The 17,028-nt window shown below is 57.4% G+C and carries 17 protein-coding genes; 13 read left to right on the top strand and 4 right to left on the bottom strand.

Features of this window, described 5'->3' with window-relative positions:
* Position 1: 1 nt before the first annotated feature.
* Positions 2–1,555, top strand: a complete 1,554-nt coding sequence (locus H8K04_06160; protein ID UVT17132.1) for a hypothetical protein — start codon at positions 2–4, stop codon at positions 1,553–1,555.
* A 27-nt stretch (positions 1,556–1,582) separates the two neighbouring features.
* Positions 1,583–3,076, top strand: a complete 1,494-nt coding sequence (locus H8K04_06155; GenBank protein UVT17131.1) for a peroxidase — start codon at positions 1,583–1,585, stop codon at positions 3,074–3,076.
* Positions 3,077–3,252: 176 nt separating this feature from the next.
* On the opposite strand, the gene H8K04_06150 is transcribed toward H8K04_06155, so the two are convergent.
* Together H8K04_06150 and H8K04_06145 are read right to left on the bottom strand one after the other, a co-directional pair.
* Positions 3,253–3,420 carry a hypothetical protein gene (locus tag H8K04_06150; protein UVT17130.1) on the bottom strand — a complete coding sequence of 56 codons (168 nt, stop codon included), beginning with the start codon at positions 3,418–3,420 and terminating at the stop codon, positions 3,253–3,255.
* A gap of 298 nt (positions 3,421–3,718) precedes the next feature.
* The gene (locus tag H8K04_06145; protein UVT17129.1) at positions 3,719–6,133 is read right to left on the bottom strand and encodes an endonuclease MutS2; all 2,415 of its coding nucleotides are present in this window, start codon (positions 6,131–6,133) and stop codon (positions 3,719–3,721) included.
* A gap of 222 nt (positions 6,134–6,355) precedes the next feature.
* Between H8K04_06145 and gap the strand changes: the two genes are divergently transcribed.
* The 4 genes from gap to secG all read left to right on the top strand — a co-directional run bounded on the left by gap (position 6,356) and on the right by secG (position 9,831).
* The gene (gene gap, locus H8K04_06140; protein UVT17128.1) at positions 6,356–7,366 is read left to right on the top strand and encodes a type I glyceraldehyde-3-phosphate dehydrogenase; all 1,011 of its coding nucleotides are present in this window, start codon (positions 6,356–6,358) and stop codon (positions 7,364–7,366) included.
* Between the two features lie 89 nt (positions 7,367–7,455).
* Positions 7,456–8,649, top strand: coding sequence for a phosphoglycerate kinase (locus tag H8K04_06135; GenBank protein ID UVT17881.1), 1,194 nt, complete (start codon positions 7,456–7,458; stop codon positions 8,647–8,649).
* Between the two features lie 36 nt (positions 8,650–8,685).
* A complete protein-coding gene (locus H8K04_06130) occupies positions 8,686–9,468 on the top strand; it encodes a triose-phosphate isomerase (protein UVT17127.1) in 783 nt (260 codons plus the stop codon).
* Positions 9,469–9,474: 6 nt separating this feature from the next.
* Complete coding sequence (gene secG / locus H8K04_06125) at positions 9,475–9,831, top strand: preprotein translocase subunit SecG (GenBank protein UVT17126.1); 357 nt, start codon at positions 9,475–9,477, stop codon at positions 9,829–9,831.
* A gap of 93 nt (positions 9,832–9,924) precedes the next feature.
* On the opposite strand, the gene H8K04_06120 is transcribed toward secG, so the two are convergent.
* Positions 9,925–10,839 carry a branched-chain amino acid transaminase gene (locus tag H8K04_06120; protein ID UVT17125.1) on the bottom strand — a complete coding sequence of 305 codons (915 nt, stop codon included), beginning with the start codon at positions 10,837–10,839 and terminating at the stop codon, positions 9,925–9,927.
* Between the two features lie 135 nt (positions 10,840–10,974).
* Positions 10,975–11,319: a PilZ domain-containing protein gene (locus H8K04_06115; GenBank protein UVT17124.1), complete on the bottom strand. Its 345-nt coding sequence runs from the start codon at positions 11,317–11,319 to the stop codon at positions 10,975–10,977.
* A 210-nt stretch (positions 11,320–11,529) separates the two neighbouring features.
* Between H8K04_06115 and rplU the strand changes: the two genes are divergently transcribed.
* The 7 genes from rplU to H8K04_06080 all read left to right on the top strand — a co-directional run bounded on the left by rplU (position 11,530) and on the right by H8K04_06080 (position 16,951).
* Positions 11,530–11,844, top strand: coding sequence for a 50S ribosomal protein L21 (gene rplU, locus H8K04_06110; GenBank protein ID UVT17123.1), 315 nt, complete (start codon positions 11,530–11,532; stop codon positions 11,842–11,844).
* Between the two features lie 21 nt (positions 11,845–11,865).
* On the top strand, positions 11,866–12,129 hold the full coding sequence (gene rpmA, locus H8K04_06105; GenBank protein ID UVT17122.1) for a 50S ribosomal protein L27: 264 nt from the start codon (positions 11,866–11,868) through the stop codon (positions 12,127–12,129).
* A gap of 121 nt (positions 12,130–12,250) precedes the next feature.
* Positions 12,251–13,276, top strand: coding sequence for a GTPase ObgE (obgE, locus tag H8K04_06100; GenBank protein ID UVT17121.1), 1,026 nt, complete (start codon positions 12,251–12,253; stop codon positions 13,274–13,276).
* Complete coding sequence (gene proB / locus H8K04_06095; GenBank protein ID UVT17120.1) at positions 13,258–14,379, top strand: glutamate 5-kinase; 1,122 nt, start codon at positions 13,258–13,260, stop codon at positions 14,377–14,379. The genes obgE and proB overlap by 19 nt, the downstream gene beginning before the upstream one ends.
* Positions 14,380–14,409: 30 nt before the next feature.
* On the top strand, positions 14,410–15,144 hold the full coding sequence (gene nadD / locus H8K04_06090; GenBank protein ID UVT17119.1) for a nicotinate (nicotinamide) nucleotide adenylyltransferase: 735 nt from the start codon (positions 14,410–14,412) through the stop codon (positions 15,142–15,144).
* 28 nt (positions 15,145–15,172) lie between these two features.
* Complete coding sequence (gene rsfS / locus H8K04_06085; protein ID UVT17118.1) at positions 15,173–15,547, top strand: ribosome silencing factor; 375 nt, start codon at positions 15,173–15,175, stop codon at positions 15,545–15,547.
* A 3-nt stretch (positions 15,548–15,550) separates the two neighbouring features.
* Entirely contained in the window at positions 15,551–16,951 is a 1,401-nt protein-coding gene (locus tag H8K04_06080) for a tetratricopeptide repeat protein (GenBank protein ID UVT17117.1), read from the top strand.
* Positions 16,952–17,028: the final 77 nt, after the last annotated feature.

Genomic DNA, 17,028 nt, shown 5'->3' with positions numbered 1-17,028 from the left:
CATGTCTGAACAACACGCGCTGACGGTGATCGTGCCTGTACCTGATGAGAAGATTGAAGGGCTTCAGGCGCTGTTGAATGCCGTCGGCCGGAACATCACCAATCCGGGTGCGCCAGGAGCGGGCAGCGTCAAACTGGAATGGGTTCGTGACTATCTCCCTCCATCGCACACGATTCAACAGGGTCCACATTTCATCGAGTTTGGTCGGCTGACGACGGTGCATTTCCTCCGTTGGGTGCTTCTGGAGCCGGCACGCGATGCGACGGGCGGACTCATCGCGGCCAACCTGGCCTTCTCGACCGACTATGACGGTCCATTCGAAGAGCACGTGAATGAACTGGTTATGGTTGCCGAACCGGCCCTGCGCGCGATCTACTCCTTTTGCGATCCATCGCCTGGGAATGAGTCGCTGCAGGCCTACTTGTCGGCGCATCGGCGACAGGAGGCGGCGTTTTATCGAGGACATCCCGGGCGATCGACTCAGCAGATCCTGACGGTCGACAATCAGAGCGAAGAGGAACAACGGCTGGTGTTGGAACTGGAGCTCGATCGGGTTCATGCCACGAGGGCGGCAACTCCATCCACCATCATTGAGAGATTACGGCAGGCGACAGGCCGAAGCGGGTGGAAATCGGCGCCGTCAAGCGGATCGCCGCCTGGAATCGCGACGAGAACGCTTGTCCTTGTGGCCTTCGCAGGACTCACGCCGCTGGGGATTCTGTACGGAATTGGGACGCACCTCTTCGATCAGATTCCGGCGCGCGTGCTCTTCACGGTATCCATGCCTCTCCTGGCATTCGCGCTCTTCGCCGCGCTGCTGAACCTGCTCAATCGGATCGAGCATGGACGTGAACAACGGATCTTGCAACGGGAAGGGCCTCCGCAGCAGGTGGATGGGTCGATCGACCCCTATGTGGCCGACCGGAGCGACGTCCGTCTCCGGATGGTGACGGAACTCGAAGACCGTGGACCCCTGGTGCAGAACCAACTGACCCATGTGGTGAACGTGAAGCCGGGCATAGTCAGGCTTGCGCTCTTGCGCACGGTGTTGGCGACCGGCAACTTTTTGACCCATACACTGTTCGTGCGCGGCATCTTGACAGGGATCGCCACGATACATTTTGCTCGCTGGGTCTTGATCGACGACAACCGGAGGCTGCTGTTCTTCAGCAATTACGACTTCAGTTGGGAAAGCTATTTGGGCGATTTCATTGATCAGGCATCGGATGGACTCACTGGTATCTGGTGCAATACGACCTTGTTCCCGCGCACCCGGATCCACACTGTGAGCGGGTTGGTGCGTCTCACGATGTTCGTTCTCCGATTCTTGCCGTGGTTCTCGTGGCTGCCCGCAGTGCATGTGTTTGAAGGTGGCGCGCGACGCGAGCAGGAGTTCAAGCGGTGGACCAGAGACCATCAAGTTCCGACTCAGGTCTGGTACAGCGCCTATCCTCGGTTCAGTGTTACCAATGTGAACGGCAATACCGAAATCGCGCAGGGGTTGTTCCAGCCGTTGACCGGCGACGTGCAAGCGGCTTGGCTGCGACGTCTGTAACGGTGCGCATGTGATGAGAGGTCGAGCATGATTCCATACGGTGAACGTCGATTGGAGTATCACGACATTCAAGGATTGGTCCAGCATGACTATGTGGAGCTGCCCTCGGCGATCTTCGTCCTGTGCCAGGTGACGGATCCTGAGCGTGCCCACGCATGGCTCGCTGGCTTGGTCGAACAGATCGAACGGGTCAGCCGGCTTGCTCTCGATCATCCCAGGCGCACGAGCGCGGTGCATGTCGCCTTCACCAGCCATGGGTTAAGCGCGTTAGGCGTGGCTGCGGAGGTGCTGAATCAATTTCCCCGTGAATTCCGAGAAGGGATGGCCACCCTGCAGCGGGAACGATTGTTGGGTGACCGTGGGGAAAGCCGCGCCGTCAACTGGGAATGGGGGGCCGAACGCGATTCGACGCGGGCCGACGACCATCCGCGGCCGGATCCGAGGCTGCACGTGATGCTGATGGTGTACGCGCACGATGCAGACATGCTGCGCGATCGGATCGAGACGTTGTTACCTCGTGGAACGGATCAGGGACTTCGTGAACTCAAACGGTTCGACACAGTGTTTCTTGCAGGTCCTGAGCGTGAGGCCGACGGACGATTGGTCGGGCCGAAAGAACATTTCGGTTTCAGGGACGGAATTGGCCAGCCGCACGTGGCGGGTATGCCTCCGAGCGATCCGAATGTGAATCCGGCGGAGGGGAACACCATCGCGCCCGGCGAAGTGCTGCTCGGGTATGCCAACTCGTACGGCGAAATGCCGGAGGGGCCTACTGATGTCCATGGTCTGGGTTTCGGGAGGAACGGCACGTTTCTCGTGTTCCGGCAGTTGCGGCAGGACGTCAAACAATTCTGGGACTATGTCGCGGCGTGCTCAGACAGTGAAGCCGACGCAGCGATCAAGCTGGCGGCGAAAATGGTCGGGCGCTGGCCGGATGGCACCCCTCTGGTCGTGTCCCCGAATCATTCCAACCCTGAGGCGCGGACACACAATCAATTTCTATACGCAAGCGACCGAGATCATCCCGATCCCTATGGCACGCGTTGTCCCATCGGGGCGCACATCCGCCGAACCAATCCTCGCGACTCGCTGGGTGATGATCCTGCCCAGGCTTTGGAACTGGCCAATCAGCATCGCATCATCCGGCGCTCCAGGGCCTATGGACCGCCGCTGGTCGAGAATATGGATCCCAAGAGTATGATGGGCGCCGTCGACAATGGAGCGGAGCGCGGACTTCATTTTCTCTGTCTGAACGCCGCCATCGACCGCCAGTTTGAATTCGTGCAGAGTCTCTGGGCCAACAATCCGAAGTTCGGGAATTTGTACGAAGATCCGGATCCCTTGATCGGTGTGCAGGATGGGCGAACCGGACAGTTCACCGTCCAAGGCCAACCGATCCGCTGCCGCTATAGCAACATGCAACGGTTTGTGCAGGTACGCGGCGGTGCCTATTTCTTTCTGCCCGGCATCGAAGCGATTCGAACGCTCGCTCGGAATTCGACGACAGCCTTGAGCCGCTGAAACCCTCAGAACATTTCGCCCTGCCCTGAGGCACCATGGAGGCCTGTCTTCCGAGAAGCATGGTCGAGGATCAATGAACCCGGATTCCGCAGATGATCGGTCTTGGTGTAGAGCAGGCGGTCAACTTCTCCTGTAGAGAGAGGAGGTTTGGCATGCGCATCCATCAGCCCGCCGCGTCACCGCTCTAACCGAAGATCCGCTTTGCCTTCACCCATCGCCGAGAATTTCTGCAACAGATCCGCATATAAGACCTTGAGCAAGCCATTCTCATGCTCCAATTCCCTCAGACGCTTCCTCTCGGACACCTTCCGGCTCTGCATTTCAAAGAATTTCGTTTTACGCATGCTGACCCTCCTGGCTAAACGTGATTCGTGTGCAAGAACTTATCAAGGAACAGAGACATACAACGACCGAGCAAACTCGATACCAAACAAAGCTACTGGAAGCCGTAATACTCACGAAATATCCTGTAAGAGCAAGCAGTTACACTATTCAATAGACCGCGAGAGGCATGGAACAGATTGATGGCTGAATCAGACGCGGTATCGAGTTAGATACTGGGATGGATCAGAAACGATACAGGCGAACACTGAAATATTTTGCGAAAGCCCTCCGGTTCAATGAAAGAGCGCACGAAAGTAGTCACCGTAACCTCGCCACGGTCGCTCCATCCCCTCCCTCGGCTTGATCACCAGGGCGAAACTCCGCCACATAGGGCGACTCTTCCAGATACTCGCGCAGGACAGATTTGAGGCGACCAGTCCCATGCCCATGGATGATACGGAGGTACGGCGCGCCGTTCAGAGCCGCCCGGTCTAATGCCGCGACGACCTGATCGAGTGCGTCATCTGCCGCCTGCCCTCGTACGTCCACCACTGTTTGTTCATCCAGCCCCAATCCATTGCTCGTCGAAACTCGCCGGGACATTGGAGACGTTGATGTCGATGGTGCCGTCGCACTGGATTCCTGCGCGACACCCACCAGGCTTGAGACAGTCGCCAGGATTTCGCCCTCACCGACTTTGACACGAACACGTTTTTTCCCTTGAGGCGTTTCCAGCAAACTTCCGGTCATGGCCAACCCGACGATTTCCACCGTATCGCCGATCCCAAGCTGTTCAAGTGGAATCGGCTTGCCGGTTGGAGCAAGTTCTTCTCTCGTTCGCGTTTCCAATTCGTGCAAGCGCTCCTTTGTTTCCTTCGCCTTGATGAGCTTCTGCTCACGCTTCAGGGAGTCGACGGTGGCCTGGACCTCCGCTCGTGCGCGTTGAAACTGTTCGCCGAGTTTCTTCTTGAGCCCTCGTCGGGCTTCCTGCTCGGCCGCTTCCAATTGTGCTCGGAGCGCTTGTGCTTCCCGAGCCGCTTGCTCGGCTTCTTCCCTGGCTCTCTGGATCCGGACGCTATCTTCAGCCAGTTGGCGCTGTTTCCGTTGCAAATCGGCCATGAGTTCGTCGAGCCGTTGGTTATCGCGGTGGAGCCGCGTTCGCGCGTCGTTCACGATACGTTCATCCATGCCGAGTCGACCGGCGATCTCCAAGGCTGAAGAACCACCCGGGATCCCGGCGAACAATCGGTAGGTCGGCGCGAAACGCTCCACGTCGAATTCCACGCTGGCATTGGCGAAACCAGGAGTCGTCTGCGCCAGCTCTTTGAGCGCACCATAATGCGTCGTTGCCACCACCTTCATGTTCATTTCGACCAAGCGGCACAGAAGCGCCTCTGCCAAGGCCGCGCCTTCTTGCGGATCGGTCGAGGTCACCGGCTCATCAAGAAGCACCAGCGAGCACGGCGTGGAGCATTCGTTTGGTGTCGGTTTGGCGGCGCTCTCGGAAAGCAATCGGATCATATGGGTCATGTGGGCCGAAAAACTGGACAGATCGCGGCTCAAGTCCTGTGCATCCCCGATGTCGGCGTAGAGATCCGTGAAGAGCGCCATCTCGGATTCCGGAGCGCAGGGGAGATGCAGCCCTGCCCGCACCATGAGCGCGAACAGACCAAGGATCTTGAGTGTGACGGTCTTCCCTCCCGTATTCGGTCCGGAGATCACCAGAACCCGGATCGCTTCTTCCATGTGAATGTCATTGGCCACAACGTGATCTTTCGCGATGAGCAGCAGCGGATGCCGTGCCTGCTTGAGGACCACACGTCCCTGCTCATTCAACGCGACAGGATTACATTTCAGCCGACGACTCACCTCGGCTTTCGCTTTGATGACATCGCATTCGGCCAACGCCTCGATTCCCTGACCGATATCGTTCGCGTTGGAAGCCACCAACCCGCTGAGCTCTCGCAAGATGCGATGCACCTCCCGCTCGATCTCCAAATCCGCCACTTTAATAGAATTGTTCAGTTCGACTAATTCGCGAGGCTCCACAAAAACGGTTGCGCCGCTGGCCGACACGTCGTGGACGATCCCGGGAACTCTCCCCCGCATGTCCGCCTTTACCGGCACGACATAGCGGCCTTCTCGTTGTGCAAAATACGACTCTTGGAGCACATCTTCATATCTTTTGGAATGCAAGATCCGCTCGAGATGCTGACGCATGTCATGCTTGAGCTCCTGTGCCTGACTTGTCAGACGCTGGAGTTCCGGCGACGCCGAATCTTTAATCGACCCGTCTGTTTGGATGACTCTCTCAATAGACCTCAGGAGGCCCTGCAGACTCTTCGTGACATGAAGCGGTTCCAGAACCCTCGCCAGAGTCCGCGTCTCGACTGTATGGGACTTTGCGTATTGCTCCACTTCAGTCATCAGTGTCAGGACGATCACGCAATCTCGCAATTCAACCGGCTCAAGCTCTCCACCCTTGCATGATCGAGTCAGTTGCTCGCGAATATCGGGAAATGACAGCGTCGGCACCGGATCACTCCCTTCCAGCAAGCGCACCATTTCCGTCGTCTCTTGTTGACGGAGGCATGCCTCCGCGAGGTTACCCGACAGGGGAAGAGACCGGCATCGAGCCATTCCGATTACCGAGCGTGCATGCTGCGCGAGGAGCTCCAGTAACCGAGGCCACTCCAATGCCTGTGCCGCCTGTTCAGATAATGTCTCGCCCACTTGAGTCTCCAGAATTGCCCGCCCGTACTTGGACCCCACAGCCACGTACCGGAATGAAAAGCGCGCCAACGGGTCCGGTGCCTACGAGCAGCCCCCGTTGTTATCACATTTTGACGCTATCCCAGTATCTTGACAAGAAGGAGAGGGCGTCGATACTATCGCGGTTCGTCCTGTGCCATCCAGGTGTACGCAACCAATATATTCGCATGTAGAGGATTAGCCATGACCATTCGTGTTGGAATCAATGGGTTCGGACGTATCGGGCGCAACGTGCTGCGTGCGTCGATGGGTGACAAAGACCTTCATATCGTTGCGATCAACGATCTGACGGACGCGAAGACGCTTGCGTATCTGCTCAAGTACGACTCGGTGCACGGCACCCTTTCCGCCAGTGTTGAAGCCAAGGAAGACCAGATCCTCGTGGACGGGAAACCCATCACCGTGCTCGCGGTCAAAGATCCGAAAGAACTGCCCTGGAAGGCGCTGAACGTCGACGTGGTCATTGAATCGACCGGCCGATTTACCGACCGGGAATCGGCGGGTAAACACTTGTCCGCAGGCGCCAAGCACGTGATCATTTCGGCACCGGCGAAAGATCCCGATGTGACCATCGTACTCGGCGTGAACGACGACAAGTTTGATCCGAAATCCCACCACATTGTGTCCAACGCCTCCTGTACGACCAACTGCCTGGCACCGGTCGCCAAGGTCTTGCTGGAAACGTTCGGCATCAAGCATGGGATCATGACCACGATCCATTCTTATACCAACGATCAGCAGCTCCTCGACCTTCCTCACAAGGACCTTCGGCGCGCCCGTGCAGCCGGCATGTCGATGATTCCGACCAGCACCGGCGCGGCCAAAGCCCTGCATCTCGTGATACCGGAACTCAAGGGCAAATTGGACGGCCTCGCCATTCGAGTGCCGACGCCGAATGTGTCCCTGGTCGATCTCACCGTGGAAACCGAGAAGGATTGCGATATCGCATCCGTGAATGCCGCATTCAAGAAGGCTGCGGAGGGTCCGCTCAAGGGCATTCTCAAGTACTCTGAAGACCCTATCGTCTCCATCGATCAGAAGGGTGACGATCACTCGGCCACCGTCGATGCTCCATTGACCAACGTCGTGGACAAGCGCATGGTCAAGGTGACAGCCTGGTACGACAACGAATGGGGCTACTCATGCCGAGTCCGCGACCTGGTGAAGGTCTTGGCCGGAAAGTCTACGCACTGAGCGCCTCGAGCGTGAAGGTGGGATAGGCGTCCAACGAATTCATCGAACCCGTTTTGGCCGAACCTAGCTGAAGGAGCCTCGCCATGAACTTGCACAAGAAAACGATCGACGATGTGCAACTTCGTGGCAAGCGCGTCATCATCCGCGCCGATTTCAACGTCCCGCTCGATGAAGCACTGCAAATTACCGACGACACCCGCATTCGCTCGACCTTGCCGACCATCAATCGCGTCGTCGACGAGGGCGCCAAAGTTATTCTCTGCTCTCACCTCGGTCGGCCGAAGGGTGCCTTTGAGCCCAAGTATAGCCTGGCGCCTGTCGCAAAACGCCTGGGCCGGCTGCTCGGTAAAGAAGTGATCTTCGCGCCGGACTGTATTGGCCCGGCCGTCGAGAAGCTGGTCGCCAAGATGAAGGACGGAGATGTGCTCTTGCTGGAAAATCTCCGCTTTCACGAAGGCGAGGAGAAGAACGACGACGCCTTCGCCAAGGCCCTGGCTTCGCTCGGCGACGTCTTCATCAACGACGCCTTCGGAGCAGCGCATCGGGCTCACGCGTCGACCGTCGGGATCACGAAGTTCATTGCTGATGCGGCCGCAGGCGCGCTGCTGAAGAAGGAAATCGAGTACCTCGAGGGCGCTGTCGCCAACCCCGTTCGGCCGTTTGCCGCCATTCTGGGAGGCGCGAAGGTCTCCGGAAAGATCGGCGTCATCGAAAACCTGGGGAAGAAAGTCGATAAAGTCATCATCGGCGGCGGGATGGCGTTTACGTTCTTGAAGGCCAAGGGCATGGAGATCGGTAATTCCCTCGTCGAAATGGACATGTTGGATTTTGCCCGGGGAATCGAAGACCACGCGCTCTCACGGGGAGTCAAATTTTACCTGCCCGTCGATTGTGTGGTTGCGGCCAGCCGAGAGGTGGGCGCTGAAACCAAGATTGTTCCTGTGCAGGAGATTCCCAAAGGATGGTATGCCCTCGACATCGGTCCGGCCTCCGTCAAGCTGTTCAATGAGGCAGTTCAAAATGCGAAAACCATCCTGTGGAACGGGCCGATGGGTGTGTTCGAAATCGACGCCTATGCCAGAGGCACGTTTGCCATGGCTCACGCGATCGCCGATGCTTACGCCCTCACGATAGTCGGCGGCGGCGAAACGAGTCTGGCCGTTCATCGAGCCGGCGTCTCGGAGAATATGTCGTTCATCTCCACCGGAGGTGGCGCGGCCCTGGAATTACTCGAAGGCAAAACACTTCCCGGCCTTGCGGCGCTGCCTGACCGCCAGAACTGATCGATCACCCTCAAAGAATAGAGACCGGGAATCGCGGTGCGCAGAGTCCTGATCGTCGGCAACTGGAAGATGAATAAGACCGCGTCCGAAGCGGTCTCCTTCGTGCGTGAGCTGAAAGAGCGCCTTCCTGCTCCATCCACAACCGCTGAACTGGCCATTGCTCCCCCATTCACTGCACTGGAATCGGTCCGCAACGCCTTGGGCCCATCGTCTCCGATTCAGCTCGGCGCCCAGAATATGTTTTGGGAAGATAGCGGCGCCTTTACGGGAGAAGTCTCCGCGCCTATGCTCAAAGATCTCGGCTGTCGCTATGTCATCCTAGGCCATTCTGAGCGGCGGACTCTTTTCGGCGAGCAGAACGACGGCATCCATAAGAAGATTCGAGCGGCGCTCAAACATGGGCTGCGCCCCATCCTCTGCATCGGGGAATCGCTGGCCCAACGAGACGGCGGGACGACCGACACCGTGCTGACCCACCAACTCCAGGAAAGTCTGTCCGGCCTTCCCTCCGACGCGATGGCCGACTTCATCATCGCCTATGAGCCGGTATGGGCGATCGGCACCGGCAAAGCAGCGACGGCGGACCAAGCCGTGGCCGCCCACCGCACGATCCGACAAGTCCTTGCCGTCACATGGTCACCCACGATCGCCGAATCCACGAGGATTCTCTATGGAGGGAGCGTCACGCCTCAAAACGCAGAATCGTTGTTATCCTCTGACCAGATCGACGGCGCGCTCATCGGCGGAGCTTGTCTCCAGGTTGATTCCTTTGCTACAATCGCCAAGATCGCTTCCGTCTCTAGGCCAATCGGAGTCTGAAATCTCATGCTGTATACGCTGATTGTCGTAGTCCACGTGCTGATATGTTTTCTGATGATCGGGGCGATTCTTCTGCAATCAGGGAAGGGAGCGGAGATCGGCGCCGCATTCGGCGGCTCCAGCCAGACGGTGTTTGGAAGCCGGGGGCCCGCCAACTTCCTGAGCAAGTTTACCGTCATCGTCGCGGCCGTATTCATGGTCACGTCGCTCACGCTGGCAATTTTGGCCAAGCAACGGAACTTTTCCTCGACCGTGATTGACCTGCAGCAAAAAAGCGAACCGGCGGCACCTCCGTCGGCGCCACCCTCCCAGCCATCCTCGGAATCGCATCCATCAGGAGACACTCCAGCAGCCGGCCACTAACCGAGCGGAACCAGCTTCGTGTTTTTCTTCAAACGGGAATATCGCGGGGAGGCCGCTCACCCGGTCAATGATCGTTCTACGGTGCTTCGATCGTCAGACCCGGGTCAGCCAGGACTCGTGGGCAGGATCTTCGCCACGCACAATTGAAAAGAAGGCATGTTGGAGGGCACGCGTAATCGGTCCGGGCGCGCCATTTCCGATTCGCCGATTGTCGATTTCTCGAACCGGGGTCAATTCGGCGGCAGTGCCGGTCACGAACACTTCGTCGGCGATGTACATTTCATCGCGCGTGAATCGTTCTTCGGCCACGGCGATTTTTCGCTCTTGGGCCAATTGGATGACGGAATTCCTCGTGATCCCTTCCAGCACCGACGTGAGCGGCGTCGTTTTGAGAACGCCCCGGCGAACGATAAACACATTCTCTCCGGTTCCCTCGGCTACGTAGCCCTCGGGGTCGAGAAGAATCGCTTCGTCATATCCGTCGGCCTTGGCCTGCCGCTTGGCCATGATGGAGTTCACATAGTATCCGGATATTTTTCCTCTGGTCATGGACACATTCACATGGTGCCTGGTGAAGGAAGAAACACACGCACGCATCCCATTGGCCAGCGCATCGTCGCCCAGGTACGCGCCCCATTTCCAAGCCGCAATGGCCATCCGTATCGGATTGTCGCCCGGGTGCACGCCCATGGCACCGTACCCGATGTAGACCAAGGGACGAATGTAACAGGCATCGAGACGATTGATGCGAACTGTTTCCACAATGGCGTCGGCCATCTGTTTCTTGTCGTACGGCATGGCCATCATGGCGATGTGGGCCGAATCAAACAGTCGATCGACATGCTCCTGCAGCCGGAAAATTGCGGATCCCGATTTGCCCTTGTAACACCGGAGTCCTTCAAACGCTGCCAGACCATAATGTAACGAATGAGTGAGGACGTGGACGTTGGCCTCCTCCCACGCCACAAACTTTCCGTCCATCCAGATTTTTTCAACTGGTTCCAGCATTGGAGGCAATCTCCCGTTCAGGATGATGCAACCCCGGCTCGATCAACGAGACCGACTATAGCGTGAGGCTGTACGGGGGTCAAGCAAACGGACCGACACCTAGCCCGGAACATGGTCGCCGGGTGATGCGATCGCTTACGAAGAGGCGCAATAGGCGCGAAGGCGGGAACTCAAAAACGTTCCGATTCGATCTTCCCCATCCGGGCTCATGGTCACCACTTTAGCCCCAAACAACAGACCACGCACCCATCGAACAAGAACACGCTGGATTTCGACCGGTTCATCTTTGTCAGGAAGGGTGAGCCGAATGACAAGCTCCATCCCGGGCACCACTTGATGATCACCTAGGACGCGGAATCCGTTACGACACAGGTTCATGACGGTTCCCTTTCCCAGAAAATCTCCGCCCAGGTAGTACACCTCGCAGCGAACGGGAATCCGGTGATACGTACGAATCACAAATTTGTTGGTAGCAGGCATGGTCTCGTTGTCTTCTCCCCGTCTGTACTGTAAAAGCACCGGAGCGGTGCTATCTCTTGGTGGCGCTCAGCATACGTGCGGGCGGGGCCAACGTCCTAGCCCACGAAAGAGGGGGCTTGCGGGTGATCGCTGATTCATGAGGCGCTCGGCTTGACACCCCTTGTACCCCCATGTTAAATGAACCGTTCCTCTAGCGTGGAGATATGGATTATGTACGCAATCGTTGAAACGGGTGGTAAACAATATCGGGTCGAAACAGGTTCTACGATTCAGGTCCAGAGCTTGCCCGGAGACGTCGGAGCTCGGGTCGAGCTCGACCAGGTTCATCTGGTACACGGCGACGCCGGTGTCATGATCGGACAGCCGCTCCTCAGCGGTGCCAAAGTCACAGCCGAAATCGTGCGGCACGGACGGACTCGATCGATTACCGTGTTTAAAAAGAAACGCCGTAAGAACTACCGCCGCACCCGTGGACACCGACAAGGATTCACCAAGCTGTTGATTACGAATATTGCAACGGCCTAATTAGGACGAGAAGGACCTACCATGGCGACAAACAAAGGCGGCGGATCATCACGTAACGGCCGCGACAGCAATCCTCAATATTTAGGCGTGAAGGCCTATGGCGGTCAAACGGTTACCGCCGGCAGCATTATCGTCCGCCAGCGCGGCACCAAGTTTTTTCCTGGGTTCAATGTGGACCTTGGGAGGGACCATACCTTGTTCGCCAGAATGAGCGGCGTGGTCAAGTTTGAGGGTGGACGCGGCAGACGAAAGGTCAGCGTGTACCCTGTTCCAACCAAGTCCTGAATCTCGTTTGCGCTCGCGTCCCTAACGATCATGGTTGGGTAAATTCTCCCTCCCCTCCTCGGCTCAGGGTCAGGTATACTTTCTCATCTCTTCATAAACCGTCTATAGGGTTTACCAGGCTATGTTCGTCGATGAGGTACACATCACGGTGCGAGCCGGCCGCGGCGGAAACGGCATCTGCAGCTTCCGAAGGGAGATGTTCGTTCCACGCGGAGGTCCGGACGGCGGCGACGGCGGCGACGGCGGCGATATCATCATGACCGCGTCCCATCGATTGACGACTCTGCTCGACCTCCGCTACCAGAAGCAGTATGAAGCCCAAGATGGGCGCCCCGGTGGGGGGTCCAATTGCACCGGCCGCTCGGGAGAAGACGTCACCATCACCGTTCCCGTCGGTACCATCGTCTACGATGACCAGACGAAAGAAATAGTCGTCGATTTCATCGAAGATGGCCAAACAGCCGTGATCGCACAAGGAGGGCGGGGTGGGAAAGGGAACAGCAACTTCGCCACCTCCGTCAATCGAGTGCCGACAAAATGCACTCCCGGCACCCAGGGAGAAGAACGGACCTTGCGGCTCGAGCTCAAACTGCTTGCCGACGTTGGGCTGCTGGGATTTCCGAATGCCGGGAAATCAACGCTCATTGCCGCTATTTCAGCGGCGCGTCCCAAGATCGCCGATTATCCCTTTACCACGCTGGTTCCGAATCTTGGCGTTGTTCGCTGGGGATCCGACCGCAGCTTTGTCGTAGCCGATATCCCCGGCTTGATCGAGGGCGCTCACGAAGGAAAGGGTCTGGGGGTACAGTTCCTCCGTCATATCGAACGCACCGCATTCTTACTCCACCTGATCGATGTCTCAGAATGGGCCGCTGAAGATCCAGTCGCCAGTTTCGAAACTCTGCGGCAGGAACTTGCTGCCTACGACCCGACACTCACCCGCCGCCCATTTGCGGTCGTTGCGACAAAGATCGATGTGATCGGCCAAAGTGAGCGGCTGGCTCAGTTGCAGACCTATTGCCGGCAGCAAGGCTATCCCTGCTTGGCGATTTCGGCCGCCACCAATCAGGGGCTCGACAACCTGATCCTTCACGTCGGGAAGCAGATGGAGACGTTGCGGACGATCCCATGCGAGACACACTCCTAGCACAGGCCAAACGGATCGTCATCAAGATCGGCAGCAGTCTGATTGCTTCGCGTGCAGAGGGTTTACGCCCCCACCAAATCGAGCGATTGGCCGGTGAAATCGCTTCTCTCCGGACTCAGGGTCGTGAGGTCCTGATCGTCTCCTCCGGTGCCATCGTCTCCGGCATTCGAAAGTTACAGCTGAAAGACTATCCCAAAAGCCTTCCAGTCAAGCAGGCTGCGGCGGCTGTGGGGCAAAGCCGACTGATGTGGGCCTATGAAAAGGCCTTCGAGCGCCTGGGGATTCAGGTGGCGCAGATTCTCCTCACCCACCAGGATCTCGCTGATCGACGCCGTTTTCTCAATGCCCGCCATACCCTTTCGGCGCTCATTGGGTTCGGCATTCTGCCGATCATCAACGAAAATGATACCGTCGCGGTTGATGAGATCAGAGTCGGCGACAACGACACCCTTGCAAGCGAAGTGGCTCACCTGGCGGATGCAGACCTGCTGGTGATTCTCTCGGACGTCGACGGCCTTTATACTGAAGATCCGCGCAAAAATCCGTCCGCCACTCTGATTCCACTCATTCCGGAGATTACCCAAGATATTGAGCGCCTGGCAGGGGTGTCCAGCACATTTGAAGGCACCGGGGGAATGGCAACCAAGCTACGGGCCGCCAAAAAAGTCGGAGAGTATGGAATCTCTACCCTGATTCTCAACGGCGAACGGGCCGGACTCCTGCCGAAAGTTCTCGCCGGTGAGCCAGGCGGAAGTCTCTTTCTTGCCAGGGAGCGCCGCCTCAACAGCCGCAAACATTGGATCGCCTTCACGCTTCGGCCCCGCGGCCAGATACACCTCGACCGAGGAGCAGTCGATGCCCTGACGAAGCGAGGGAAAAGTCTGTTGGCTTCGGGCATTCTCCAGGTCGCGGGATCATTTGAAGCCGGTGATGCGGTGAGTTGTCTTGATACGGACGGAAAGGAATTCGCCAAAGGCTTGGTGAACTGTTCGTCCGACTCATTACACCGAATGAGAGGGCTCAAGACAGCGGATATTCAAGAGAAGTTCGGCCCTCAGGAATATGAAGAAGTCATCCATCGAGACAATCTTGTGATCCTCTAGTCGCGGGTCTTGAGTGCTGAATCCTGCGTTATGAATGCTCCTCAACCCTCAGTGCGCAGCACTCAGCGCCCGGTTCCGCATCGTCTCGGCTTATTCGGCGGCAGTTTCAACCCCATTCACAACGGGCACCTGGCTATTGCGCATGACGTGCACGACCGGATGGAGCTCTCTCGAATCCTCTTCATTCCAACCGGCGACCCACCGCATAAGCAGGACCAATCACTCGCTTCAGCGAATGTTCGGCTCGAAATGGTGCGTCTGGCGACCGCCGGAATCCCGGCTTTTGACGTCACCGACCTCGAGCTGCGGCGAAAGGGGAAATCATACTCCATCGATACGGTTCTTGAACTACAAGAGCAGTTTGGCCCTTCCACAGAGCTGTTCTTTATCATTGGGCTGGACGCGTTTCTCGATCTCCCTATGTGGAAAGCACCGGAGCAGATCTTGAAGATCTGCCGTTTCGTCGTGGTTCCCAGGCCGGGACGATCTTTCAGTGCTCTAGCCAAGATGTCCCTGTTTCCCCATCTCGATCCACAGATGCTTGCGCAGCTCGACGCCGGTGCGGTGAGCAAGGTGGATATTGCCGTCCCCGCCTCTCCCGGGGTCACCTGCTTGTCCCTCCCGCCCCATCCGACCTCCGCATCGGAAATCAGACAGAGGATTCGGTCTGGACTGCCGCTGGCAAATATGTTGCCCCCCTCAGTAGAATCTTATATACTTCACCATAATCTTTATCAGGAGGGCAGTAATCGTACGCGCATCTAAGGCCACCGCCCTTGCCGTAGCTAGGGCTATGTCTGACAAGAAGGCCCTCGATGTCCAAGTCCTCCACGTCGCCCCGCTCACCTCAATCGCTGATTACCTGGTCATCGGGTCGGCGGAATCCGACAGACAAACACGCGCGGTCGCTGACTCCATTGTCGACGCACTCTCTCGCATGGGCCAACGGCCGCTGAGCATTGAAGGGACGACCTCGGGCCAGTGGGTTCTCCTCGATTTTGGCGATGTCGTGGCCCATGTATTCAGGCAGGACTCTCGGTCGCACTATGCGATTGAGCGTCTGTGGAGCGACGCGCGGCATGTTCCTATTCCTGACGAAGCGCCGGCCCCAGCGACCGCCCCAAAGCGGCGCATGACCCGGAAGACGGATTCGCAGAAGACGGTGTAGGCCATGTTCAAACTGCTGATCACCATTTTCGTCATCAGCGCCGGGGTATTCATCTACAGCTATTTCCGCGAGTTGAACCCGGGGACCGTCGTCGTCCACACCGGCCCAGGCGCAGAGTTTGAGCTCAGTCCCGTCACACTCGTCTTGATCTCCATGGCATTCGGGGCGGTACTCGCCACCTTTGTCGTGGGGCTGCAACAAACGGCGCATTTGATCTTGAATTGGCGCAGTAACCGACTGGTGCGTCGGAAAGAGAAGGTCGACACACTCCATCGGGACGGAACCCATGCGTTCATGTCGAAACGCACGTTGGAAGCGATTACGCTCTTTGAAAAAGCCCTAGCCATCGATCCCAATCGCGTCGATTCGCTTCTTTGGTTGGGGAATATCTACCGGGCGGAACAGAATTTCCCCGAAGCCGTCCGGCTCCATCAACATGCGCATCGCGTCGATGATCGGAACATTGAGGTCTTGTTGGAGTTGGGCAAGGATTTGGAAGAAGCCAAACGGTATGAAGAGGCGCTTCAAGCGCTCCAGAAGATTCTCAAGATTGAGCCCGACAACCTGACGGCCCTCATCCGAAAACGGGACCTCAACATCCGCATGGAGCGATGGAGCGAAGCGCTTGAGATTCAGCACCGCTTACTTAAAGCCAATCTGCCCGCTCCCGAAAAGCAGGCGGAAGCGGCGCTGCTGGTCGGATGCATGTACGAAGTCGGGCGGCAACTCCTCGAACGCGGGCATCCCGACAAAGCTCGGCGATACTTCCGAGGCGCCATCAAGAAAGACCGCAGTTTCCTCCCCGCCTATATTGGGATGGGTGAAATTCTGCTCCACGAAGGCAAAACCAAAGACGCTGTAGAAATCCTGAAGAAGGTGTATGCGCGAACGCGTAGCGTGATCATTCTGCATCGGCTGGAAGAACTCTTCTTGGATCAAGGCGAGCCCAGCGAGATCATCAGAATCTATCAGGAGGCCTTGCAGCAAAACCCGCAGAATCCGATCCTCCAATTCTACCTGGGCAAACTGTACTATCGGCTGGAAATGGTGGATGAGGCGTTCGATCTGCTTTCGACCATAGAGGGACCTCAAGATCACCTCTTGGACTATCACAAGATCATGGCCAATCTCTTCCTACGCAAGCAGCATTTTGAGGAAGCCATCATCGAATTGAAGAAAGCCCTCAGCTTCAAGAAGCGTGTGGTGGTCCCCTATATCTGCACTCAGTGCCAGCAGGAGTCAGTCGAGTGGTCCGGCCGCTGCCGCCGTTGCGCCAAGTGGAATACGCTCACGGCGCTCCCCTGGCTCGAAGCCGGCCAAGCCGCTGCACACTCGGATGCCGAGCCCTCATCCGTGCCCGCAGTTCCTTACCAAGGCATTGCTTCTCCGTTTGAAACCGTGTAGGTTTCCCACCGGTATTTGCGGATCATTTGACCTGACAGATTCGGGAAGTCTTGCTCCTCGATTCAACGGATCGAAAA

This window comes from Nitrospira sp. (assembly GCA_024760525.1).
Taxonomy (GTDB): Bacteria; Nitrospirota; Nitrospiria; order Nitrospirales; family Nitrospiraceae; genus Nitrospira_D.
Note: the sequence above shows the minus strand (reverse complement) of the source record. Positions and strands in the feature narration are given on the sequence as shown.

Coding starts and splice junctions, on each gene's coding strand:
- H8K04_06160 (UVT17132.1), top strand. CDS start 2: ATGTCTGAACAACACGCGCTGACGGTGATCGTGCCTGTACCTGATGAG.
- H8K04_06155 (UVT17131.1), top strand. CDS start 1,583: ATGATTCCATACGGTGAACGTCGATTGGAGTATCACGACATTCAAGGA.
- H8K04_06150 (UVT17130.1), bottom strand. CDS start 3,420: ATGCGTAAAACGAAATTCTTTGAAATGCAGAGCCGGAAGGTGTCCGAG.
- gap (UVT17128.1), top strand. CDS start 6,356: ATGACCATTCGTGTTGGAATCAATGGGTTCGGACGTATCGGGCGCAAC.
- secG (UVT17126.1), top strand. CDS start 9,475: ATGCTGTATACGCTGATTGTCGTAGTCCACGTGCTGATATGTTTTCTG.
- H8K04_06120 (UVT17125.1), bottom strand. CDS start 10,839: ATGCTGGAACCAGTTGAAAAAATCTGGATGGACGGAAAGTTTGTGGCG.
- H8K04_06115 (UVT17124.1), bottom strand. CDS start 11,319: ATGCCTGCTACCAACAAATTTGTGATTCGTACGTATCACCGGATTCCC.
- rplU (UVT17123.1), top strand. CDS start 11,530: ATGTACGCAATCGTTGAAACGGGTGGTAAACAATATCGGGTCGAAACA.
- rpmA (UVT17122.1), top strand. CDS start 11,866: ATGGCGACAAACAAAGGCGGCGGATCATCACGTAACGGCCGCGACAGC.
- obgE (UVT17121.1), top strand. CDS start 12,251: ATGTTCGTCGATGAGGTACACATCACGGTGCGAGCCGGCCGCGGCGGA.
- proB (UVT17120.1), top strand. CDS start 13,258: ATGCGAGACACACTCCTAGCACAGGCCAAACGGATCGTCATCAAGATC.
- nadD (UVT17119.1), top strand. CDS start 14,410: ATGAATGCTCCTCAACCCTCAGTGCGCAGCACTCAGCGCCCGGTTCCG.
- rsfS (UVT17118.1), top strand. CDS start 15,173: ATGTCTGACAAGAAGGCCCTCGATGTCCAAGTCCTCCACGTCGCCCCG.
- H8K04_06080 (UVT17117.1), top strand. CDS start 15,551: ATGTTCAAACTGCTGATCACCATTTTCGTCATCAGCGCCGGGGTATTC.